Source organism: aff. Roholtiella sp. LEGE 12411, from assembly GCF_015206995.1.
Classification (GTDB): domain Bacteria; phylum Cyanobacteriota; class Cyanobacteriia; order Cyanobacteriales; family Nostocaceae; genus Komarekiella.
Genome location: NZ_JADEXR010000202.1, coordinates 1 through 9,198, shown reverse-complemented (window position 1 = coordinate 9,198; position 9,198 = coordinate 1). Strand labels below are relative to the sequence as shown.

At 42.9% G+C, this 9,198-nt stretch carries 5 protein-coding genes; 3 read left to right on the top strand and 2 right to left on the bottom strand.

The window, feature by feature from the left end:
* Positions 1–51: 51 nt before the first annotated feature.
* Complete coding sequence (gene larC, locus IQ246_RS27010) at positions 52–1,323, top strand: nickel pincer cofactor biosynthesis protein LarC (RefSeq protein WP_194006373.1); 1,272 nt, start codon at positions 52–54, stop codon at positions 1,321–1,323.
* 93 nt (positions 1,324–1,416) lie between these two features.
* Here larC and IQ246_RS27005 read toward each other — a convergent pair whose 3' ends face one another.
* Positions 1,417–2,274, bottom strand: coding sequence for an SDR family oxidoreductase (locus IQ246_RS27005; RefSeq protein ID WP_194006372.1), 858 nt, complete (start codon positions 2,272–2,274; stop codon positions 1,417–1,419).
* A gap of 909 nt (positions 2,275–3,183) precedes the next feature.
* On the opposite strand from IQ246_RS27005, the gene IQ246_RS27000 reads away from it, so the two are divergent.
* Positions 3,184–3,381: a hypothetical protein gene (locus tag IQ246_RS27000; protein ID WP_194006371.1), complete on the top strand. Its 198-nt coding sequence runs from the start codon at positions 3,184–3,186 to the stop codon at positions 3,379–3,381.
* A 341-nt stretch (positions 3,382–3,722) separates the two neighbouring features.
* Here IQ246_RS27000 and IQ246_RS26995 read toward each other — a convergent pair whose 3' ends face one another.
* Positions 3,723–5,756: a GAF domain-containing sensor histidine kinase gene (locus IQ246_RS26995; protein WP_194006370.1), complete on the bottom strand. Its 2,034-nt coding sequence runs from the start codon at positions 5,754–5,756 to the stop codon at positions 3,723–3,725.
* A gap of 93 nt (positions 5,757–5,849) precedes the next feature.
* On the opposite strand from IQ246_RS26995, the gene cobN reads away from it, so the two are divergent.
* Positions 5,850–9,198: cobaltochelatase subunit CobN (gene cobN / locus IQ246_RS26990; RefSeq protein WP_194006369.1), on the top strand; the 3,349-nt coding region annotated here is incomplete at its 3' end.

Here is a 9,198-nt window from a genome sequence, read left to right as displayed (position 1 = left end):
GTGGGGGAGTGGGGGGAATAATTAATGACTAATGACCATTGACTAATGACTATGAATAAAATAGCTTATCTTCAATGTCCGACAGGAATTTCTGGTGATATGTGTCTGGGAGCCTTGGTAAGTCTGGGGGTTCCCGTAGAGTATTTAGTTGAAAAACTCAATGGGTTGGGAATTGAGCAGGAGTACCGATTAAGAGCAGAACTCGTCCAACGTAATGGTCAGCAAGCAACTAAAGTCCATGTAGATTTAATACAGGGTCATCACCACGACCATGAACATAGTCACCATCATGGACGCCACTTGCCAGAAATAGAGCGAATGATTCTCCAAGCAGGGTTGCCATCACGGGCAGAAGCTTGGAGTTTGGCAGTATTCCGACAGCTAGCAGTAGCAGAAGGGGCAGTGCATGGCATTACTCCAGAAAAAGTTCATTTTCATGAGGTGGGTGCAGTAGATGCGATCGTGGATATCGTTGGTACTTGCCTGGGGTTGGATTGGTTGGGTATTGAAAGTAATAACGAAGGATTGCCCTTACTATACTGCTCGGCGTTCCCGACGGGTGGTGGAACTGTTAGGGCAGCACATGGTCAGATGGCGGTACCAGTACCAGCGGTGTTGAAGTTGTGGGAAATGCGCGGTTGTCCGGTTTATAGCAACGGTATTGAAAGAGAATTGGTGACACCGACAGGAGCTGCGATCGCCACTACTTTGGTAAGAGACTTTGGTGCGCCACCCGCGATCGCCATCAAGCAAGTAGGACTGGGAGCAGGTTCTATAAATTTACCCATCCCGAATATACTACGCTTCTGGTTGGGTGAAAGCACTAGTCTAAAGTCCAATGTTACCGATTCGGAAGCTACTAGCCCTACTTTAGAAACCATATCGGTTCTAGAAACCCAAATTGATGACTTAAATCCCCAGGCGATCGGCTATGTGTTTGAAGCCTTGTTTACCGCTGGTGCGGTGGATGTTTTTACCCAGCCCATAGGGATGAAAAAATCCCGTCCGGGGATTTTGCTAACTGTAATATGTCATCCAGAAAATCTACTAAGCTGTGAAGCAGTTTTATTCGGTGAAACCACTACTTTAGGTATTCGGCGCACAACTGGGCAACGTGCCATCTTGCAACGAGAAATTCAACAAGTAGAAACTAAATATGGCCAAGTGCGCGTTAAGGTAGCGTGGAGAGGAAAATTACAAGAAAAACAGATTACTAACGTGCAGCCAGAATATGAAGATTGTGCAGAATTAGCACTAAAATATAATATTCCCTGGCGAGAAATTCAGCGATTGGCGCTGCATAGTTGGTATTTAGAAAATTAAAATTAGTAGTTTTTTATGGTGATTTTTGAAATGCACATATCCCCGACTTTTTAAAGAAGTCGGGGTTCTTGTTTTGCAAAAACTTAGCAGAATCTATAAACCCATTGAATATAACATTAAACGGTCATAAACTTTGTCGGGTAAAAAACGCTTAAGGACTGCTGCAATTTTGGCATCTTGTCCAACGAGGTAGCGGGTCTTTGGCTGCTTTGCAGTGAGTGCATGGACAACAGTTTGAGCGACAATATCCGCAGAAATTCCTTTAGATGCGATGATCCCCACTCTCTTACGTACAGCATTCATGGTATGACCGTAGAGATAGTTTGCCGAATCGGGTAAATTCTGCTGTGCTATGTCAGCTTGAGTTAAGGATTTGTCCCAAATTGGAGTAGCGATCGCACCTGGTTCAATAATTGAAACCGAGATTCCCCAAGGTCGTAACTCCATACGCAACACATCGGTAAGTGCTTCCAGTGCAAATTTTGAAGCATTGTAAGCTCCAAGCAATGGGGCGGCACTTCTACCACTAATCGAACCCATATTGACAATTCGACCATGACCCTGGCGTAATAGTCCAAGAAAGGCTTGTGTTACTGCTAGCTGTCCGGTGACATTAACTTCCATCTGCTGTTGAAATTCGGCAATAGGTACTAATTCTAAGGGGCCTGGAACGGCAATTCCAGCGTTATTTACTAAACCTGCAATTCCATCACTACCAACTGCATTTGTTAACGTTTCAACTGCAAACGCAATCGACTCAGCGTCAGTAACATCTAAAAAAATAGGAATAAGTTTTTGTGATGCTTTCTGTTTGAGTTTTTGAGCATCGATATCTTTACGCACGCCAGCAAAGACAGAGAATCCCAACTGGTCTAAAAGCAAAGCACACGCTTCACCAATTCCTGTTGATGCGCCTGTAATGACTACTGTACGTTGAATTTCTGCAACCATTAATTATCTCCGCACTTTGATATTAACTATAAATTAACTTGCTTTATATGCAGCTTTTATGAACACAATTAGTAGTGCGACAAAAACTTGTTTGATTTAGGCGATCGCTTAATATTTTACATCATTAATTTTCGGCGTTTAGTCAGCTATAAGCATAATAGCTATTACCCAATAGTTCGGTTATAACATTTTATTTAATTGATATTTTTTCAGTATTTTATAATACTAGCTACTCACGAAAAAATAATCTCTTTGAATTATGGCTAGTAATATTTTTATAAAACCAGCCAACAAAAGTATTATTAATTATTAGGATATTTGACCAGAATTGTTTGCTTTATTTTTGACCAAAAAACGAAGTAATAAAGTTACTCCTGTTTTTGTTAACGCTTTTATAAAAGCTATCGTCAACAATACAGTTATTTGATTGTTGATAGGATTTTTATTCAGGAGAAATACGGTATTTGAAAAGGATGATATATACACATTACATTTAATCTAAAAATGTATTATCTGATTGTAATAATTCTTGTAATAACGTAGTTGTGCTAATCAAATAACGAGTATTTGCTGAGTAATAAAAGTCGTTAGAGCTAGCAACTATGATTTGACTTTAAAAAAATCTCCATAAATTTAGTAGAAGTTTATCTGATTAATCAAGTCCTGATTTTCCGGCTTGACGATACTCAACAGTCATAATTGGCTCCAACAGAAGTAATGTGGAGTGCTGGTAAATTTGTCTGCTTTTCTTGACAGTTCTTTGCTATGTGCTTGCTTTATTTGTCACAGCAAATAAGCAGCACAATGAATAAAAAATCCTCATAACCTAGACATAGAGCGGAAATTGGGAATTTTGATCTAACTTCTAGATTGTGATAATCTTAACCTACTATGCACGGAGGACAATTCATGGAGATCATACTAACTACCGCAGAAACTCGAGCGATCTTACAGGGCTGTCAGCATACCTTAAAACTTGCTCGGAACCGTCCAATTTATCGCCAGCGTTGTTTTCAAACTTCCAAATATTTTTCAACCTCGAACCACGTTGTAATGGATGACACTTTTCAGTCTCTTGGCGAAGCTGATGGAACTATTGAGAGGTAAAACTTAACACATTTAATTACCTCTGTGAAATGTAGTCAAAGCTAAGACGAAACTTTACTAGGACTTACGCACACTCTACGAATTATTGGCGCTCTTGGCGTCTTGGCGGTTCGATAAATTAGGCTTTTTAGCAATTTTTGCGTAAGTACTATTTACTATGTGGCTACTGATATAAATGCCATTTACATAGTAAAACTAAACAAAGGTGAGAATAAATGCTTAGTAACAAAGTTACTCTCTATCTGACTCAATAAGAGCAGATAAAATGTGTAAATGATGGGGGATAGGGCAAAAACTTTTGGACTCTTGACTAGACATCTTGCAGAAAGTCTACTCTTGACTCAGCACTCAGCACTCTTATGTGTTGGTATCGATATGGTAAAAATTGAACCAATACCTACAGTGGATTCTACTTCAATTCGACCTCGATGGAGTTCCACGAGTTGTTTCGTTAAAGCTAAACCTAGTCCAGTTCCTTCGTAGCGGCGGCGATAAGGTGTATCGAGTTGCTGGAATTTTTCAAACATTAGTGGTAGCTGTTCTTCAGCAATGCCAATTCCGGTGTCTTCGACTTGGAATATAGCGGTGTTGTCTTCTACCCAAAGGCGTAGAGTAACGCTACCACCTTCGGGAGTAAACTTAATCGCGTTGGTTAATAGATTCCAGAGAACTTGCTCTACTCGCCCTGCATCGGCAGTAAAGCGATCGCGCCGTGGGTCAATTTGCAAATCGAGTTTAAGATTGACTTGCTCGCTAGTCGCTTTTTCTAGCAGTGATTCCACGGTATTTTCGGCAATTTTTGTCAAGGAAAATTCGGAAATATTTAAAACTGCTTTACCAGCCTCGATTTGCGATAAATCAAGGATGTCATTAATCATTTCTAATAAATGTTCGCCACTGTCGTGGATTGTTTGCAGATAACCCCTTTGGCGTTGACTCAACTCACCCAAAGGCCAACGTAACAAAGTAGAAGACATACCAATGACGTAAGTTAAAGGAGTGAGCAATTCATGGCTGATGGTGGCGAGAAATTCACTTCTGAGGCGACTAGCGGCTTCGGCGGCGAGTAAAGCATCACGTAGTGCCATTGTGCGCTCAATCACTCGTTGTTCGAGATTTTGTTTTTCTTGGGTGAGAGATCGCATTAACTCAGCTTGATGAATTGCGATCGCTAATTGTTCAGCGATCGAACTCAGCAAGCTTTTTTCGCTCTCAGTCCACTGATGTGGATTATTGCACTGATGAGCAATCAGCAGCCCCCACAGTTTTTCTTCAAATATAATTGGTGCTGCTAGCTTAGCCCGAACTTGGCTTTCCCTTAAAAAATTTAACAAACACTCCTCCAGAGCGTAAGTTTTTTCCACATCATCCACAGCTAAGGTAAAGCCTTGGTTATACTTATCCCAACATTGGGAGGTTCGCATAAAGCAATTTTGTTCTTTGTAATTCAACACTGAGGGGATAGCATCTCTAGCACGGACTTCATAGACAATACAACCTCCATAATCTTGGTGGCCTTCAAGTGAGGGTTGAGGATTGACTGACACAGTTGAAGCGCTAGCCGCATGAGTAGAGAAGTCAGAACAAGGGTCAGCAGCACTTTCAACTGATAACTGGTTTGTGTTGAGATTATGGCGTCTAGTTGTAGCAACTACTTTTCCATTGAGGGATGTAACCTGGGACTGGTATTGTTGAGCCTTGACTTTGGAACCCTCAAATCTATAGATTACTAATCTGTCTAATTCCAAAAACTCACGTACCTGTGCAATTGCCGTTGCCATAATTACCGACAAATCCAGACTTTTGCGGATTTGAGTTGTCACCTGATTCAACAACCGCTCTTGGGAAATCTGTTTTTTCAAGCCATCTTCCACAGGCTGACAGACATAAACTTCAGGTTTAGTTGCGCTTGGAGATTCTGTCACTTCCTCGTTTGGCTGTGGCAGGAGATACTCTAATAACAGCAGCGTGAATTTACTTTGGAGTGTGGCATCATTAAAACCCAGAATTTGACGATAGCGTTCAAGATTTTGGTGAGTGTAGGAATCACGCTCAAACAAGTCTCTCCATTTCGAGACAAAGGAGGCGATCGCCTCGGAATTAAATGTCAACCTAACATTCAGATCTGAGTGAACTTCTTGCTCTCCCTGCTCTATCGTTCCCATTAAGAGCGCACTAAATCGTTCAGAAACAACCAGTGTAAATTTTTGCCCATGCCACTCTACAGGTAAACGAATCCTCGCTAGCAAAGCTTCTGTGAGTATCAAAACTTCAGTTTCTACTGTTTGAGCCATCTGCTGGAACAATTCCCCAAGCTGATTAAATACAACTAAAGGCAAGTTTCGAGAAAAGCTCAAATCAGGAGAACTAAGCATTTTCAATTTTCTGGTTAGAGGGGGCTGGATGCTGTGTTGAAAGTTTGTTTTGATTATGTACTAACCAACAGTTTAAGACGGTAATACAGAATTATGCATCGTACAAGTGCCACATCGGGCGGATGGGATCAGTCAGAAGGTTTAATCTTTCTGGAACAAACTCCAGCGGACTTCGTGTTGATTACAGCTGCTGATACCGATATTCAAACTCTGGCGGCTGCGGTGACAAAATTACCAGCAACATTTCCGACATTAAGAGTTGCCAACCTATTGCAATTACAGCAACAAATAAGTATAGATGCTTATGGAGAGCAAGTTTTGGAACTTGCCCAAGTAATTATTTTGCGCCTCTTAGGAGGACGTTCTTACTGGGCTTATGGCTTAGAAGTAGTTCAGGAAATTGTCCAACGTAATTCTACAACCCTCATTGTAATGCCAGGGGACGACGCTCTTGATCTCGACTTAATGTCTCAATCGACTCTGCCTTTAAATATTGTTAACCAGGTATGGCAGTACTTTAGCGAAGGTGGCATAGAAAATTTCGTTAACGCGCTCAAATTTATCGCCGATACTTGCTTAGTAACGTCATTCAATGCTCTACCACCTCAACCGATTCCTCGTGTGGGATTGTATGAATGGCCAGGGAAAGAGGAGGGGGAGAAAAGTAGAGGGAAAAAGATGAAAAATTCACCATTACTCCTCCACTCCTCCACTCCCCCAGAGGGGGCCCCTAGCCCCCACTCCTCTAAAGTCGGCATCCTGTTTTACCGCGCCCATTATCTAGCGGGAAATACTAAGGTAATTGATGCTTTATGTACAGCCTTGTCTGAGAGAAATTTACAACCATTGCCGGTGTTTGTTTCTTCATTGCGTGACACAGATGTCCAAGCAGAGTTGACCGAATTTTTCCAGCCCAAAGATTCTGAGCAAATTTCATTACTGCTAAACACCACCAGTTTTTCTCTAGCACGATTGGAAACAGACACACCCCAAATCGACCTGTGGGAAAAATTAGATGTGCCGGTGTTGCAGGTTATCCTTAGCGGTGGGTCAATTGAGCAATGGGAGTTGCAGTTTCAAGGGCTGTCTCCTCGCGATATAGCGATGAATGTGGCGCTACCAGAAGTGGATGGACGAATTATTAGCCGTGCTGTGTCTTTTAAAGCTGTGCATACTCGTAATCCCAACCTAGAGACAGATGTGGTAATTTATGAACCGGTGAGCGATCGCATCGATTTTGTTGCTAATCTAGCAGCCAATTGGGCGCGCTTACGTTCCAAACCACCTCAAGAGCGCAGAATTGCCCTAATTTTGGCAAATTACCCCAACCGGAATGGACGTTTAGCTAATGGTGTTGGTCTGGACACTCCAGCTAGTTGTGTGGAAATTCTTCAGGCTTTGCACTTGGCTGGATATCAGGTAGAAAATCTACCTACTCAACCAGATGAGTTGATTCAACGTCTGACAGATGGGGTAACAAATGATCCGGAAGGTCGAGAATGGCGTCCGGTACAGCAAAGTGTTTCTTTGACAGATTATCAAGAGTATTTTGCTTCTTTACCGCCAGCAGTGCAGCAGGGTATTAGTGAGCGTTGGGGACTGGTAAAAGAGGGTGAGAGTGGGAGAGTAAAGGAGTGGGGGAGTGGGAATAATTTGGACTTGTTCATTCCCCCCTCTTTTCCCGTTCCCGGAATTCAACTCGGTAACATTTTCGTGGGAATTCAGCCAGTAAGGGGCTATGATATTGACCCCAGCTTGAATTATCATGCGCCGGATTTGCAACCAACTCATGCTTATTTAGCTTTTTATTATTGGGTCAGGGAATGTTTTGGGGCTGATGCTGTGGTTCATGTGGGAAAACATGGAAATCTAGAATGGCTGCCCGGTAAAAGTGTAGCTTTATCTAGTAACTGTTATCCAGAAGTGGCTTTTGGAGCACTTCCCCACTTATACCCGTTTATTGTGAATGACCCTGGTGAGGGTTCACAAGCAAAACGTCGTGCTCAGGCAGTGATTATAGATCACTTGACGCCACCCATGACTCGTGCCGAACTCTATGGTTCTTTGCAACAGTTAGAAAATTTAATTGATGAGTATTACGAGGCTGAAAGTTTAGATCCTTCGCGTTTACCAGCTATTCGCGATCGCATCCGCGAACTGGTAATCACAGAAAATCTTTACCGGGATTTGGGAATTCAAAATGAAACCGAAATTCAAAATCTGGAATATTTAATTTTGAATTCCATTGATGGCTACCTTTGTGAATTGAAAGAAGCTCAAATCCGTGATGGCTTACATATTTTTGGGCAATGTCCTCAAGGACGGCAACTGCGTGATTTAATAGTTGCGATCGCCCGCACACCTAATCGCTATTCTTCAGGTCTAACCCGCGCCATAGCTGAAGATTGGGGTCTAGATTTCGACCCTCTCACAGCTGATTTGTCAATGTCTAGTGATCCATGGAAAGTAGTGAATGGCAAAGACTGTCGCACCATCGGCGATGTCGTTGAAGTGCTAGAAGAACACGCAGCCGAGTTAGTAGAACAACTCATCACTCAGCACGGGCTACGCCCCGCTACGCTAACACAACTCAGCACTGTTCTTGATTGGATACGCGATCGCCTCCTCCCTGCTGTCCAACAAACTCACCAAGAAATTACCAACTTATTACACGGACTCGATGGTGGATATGTCAAGAGCGCTCCATCTGGCGCACCAACGCGCGGACGCCCAGAAGTCCTGCCAACTGGGAGAAACTTTTATTCTGTTGATATTCGTGCCATTCCCACAGAAACTGCTTGGGATGTAGGTAGAAAAGCAGCTGAAACCCTGATTGAATGTTACACTCAACAACATGGTGAATATCCGAAAACGCTAGGATTATCATTGTGGGGAACTGCCACCATGCGAACTGGGGGTGATGACATTGCTGAAGCTTTGGCTTTACTCGGTGTGCAACCTGTTTGGGATGGAGCAGGGCGGCGGGTAGTAGATTTTGAAATTTTGCCACTTGCGATTGTCGGACGTCCCCGTGTAGATGTAACCTTGCGAATTTCGGGCTTCTTCCGGGATGCTTTTCCCAATTTAATTGATTTATTCGCTCAAGCAGTGGCAGCAGTGGCAAATTTGGATGAACCACCAGAACAAAACCCTTTAGCAGTTGCAGTTCGCCAAGAAACCGAGTTGTGGACTACACAAGGTTTAACATTAGAAGCAGCACTGGAGCGATCGCGCTATCGGATATTTGGATCTGCTCCAGGTGCTTACGGTGCTGGACTACAAGGTTTAATTGAATCGCAAAACTGGACAGATGACCAGGATTTAGCTCGTGCCTACATCAACTGGAGTTGTTACGCCTACTCTTCGGGAAGCGGAGCAGATGAGCAGGGCGGCAAAATGGCAGAGGGGGAAAATAAAAGAATTTCTTCCCAATCCCCAATCC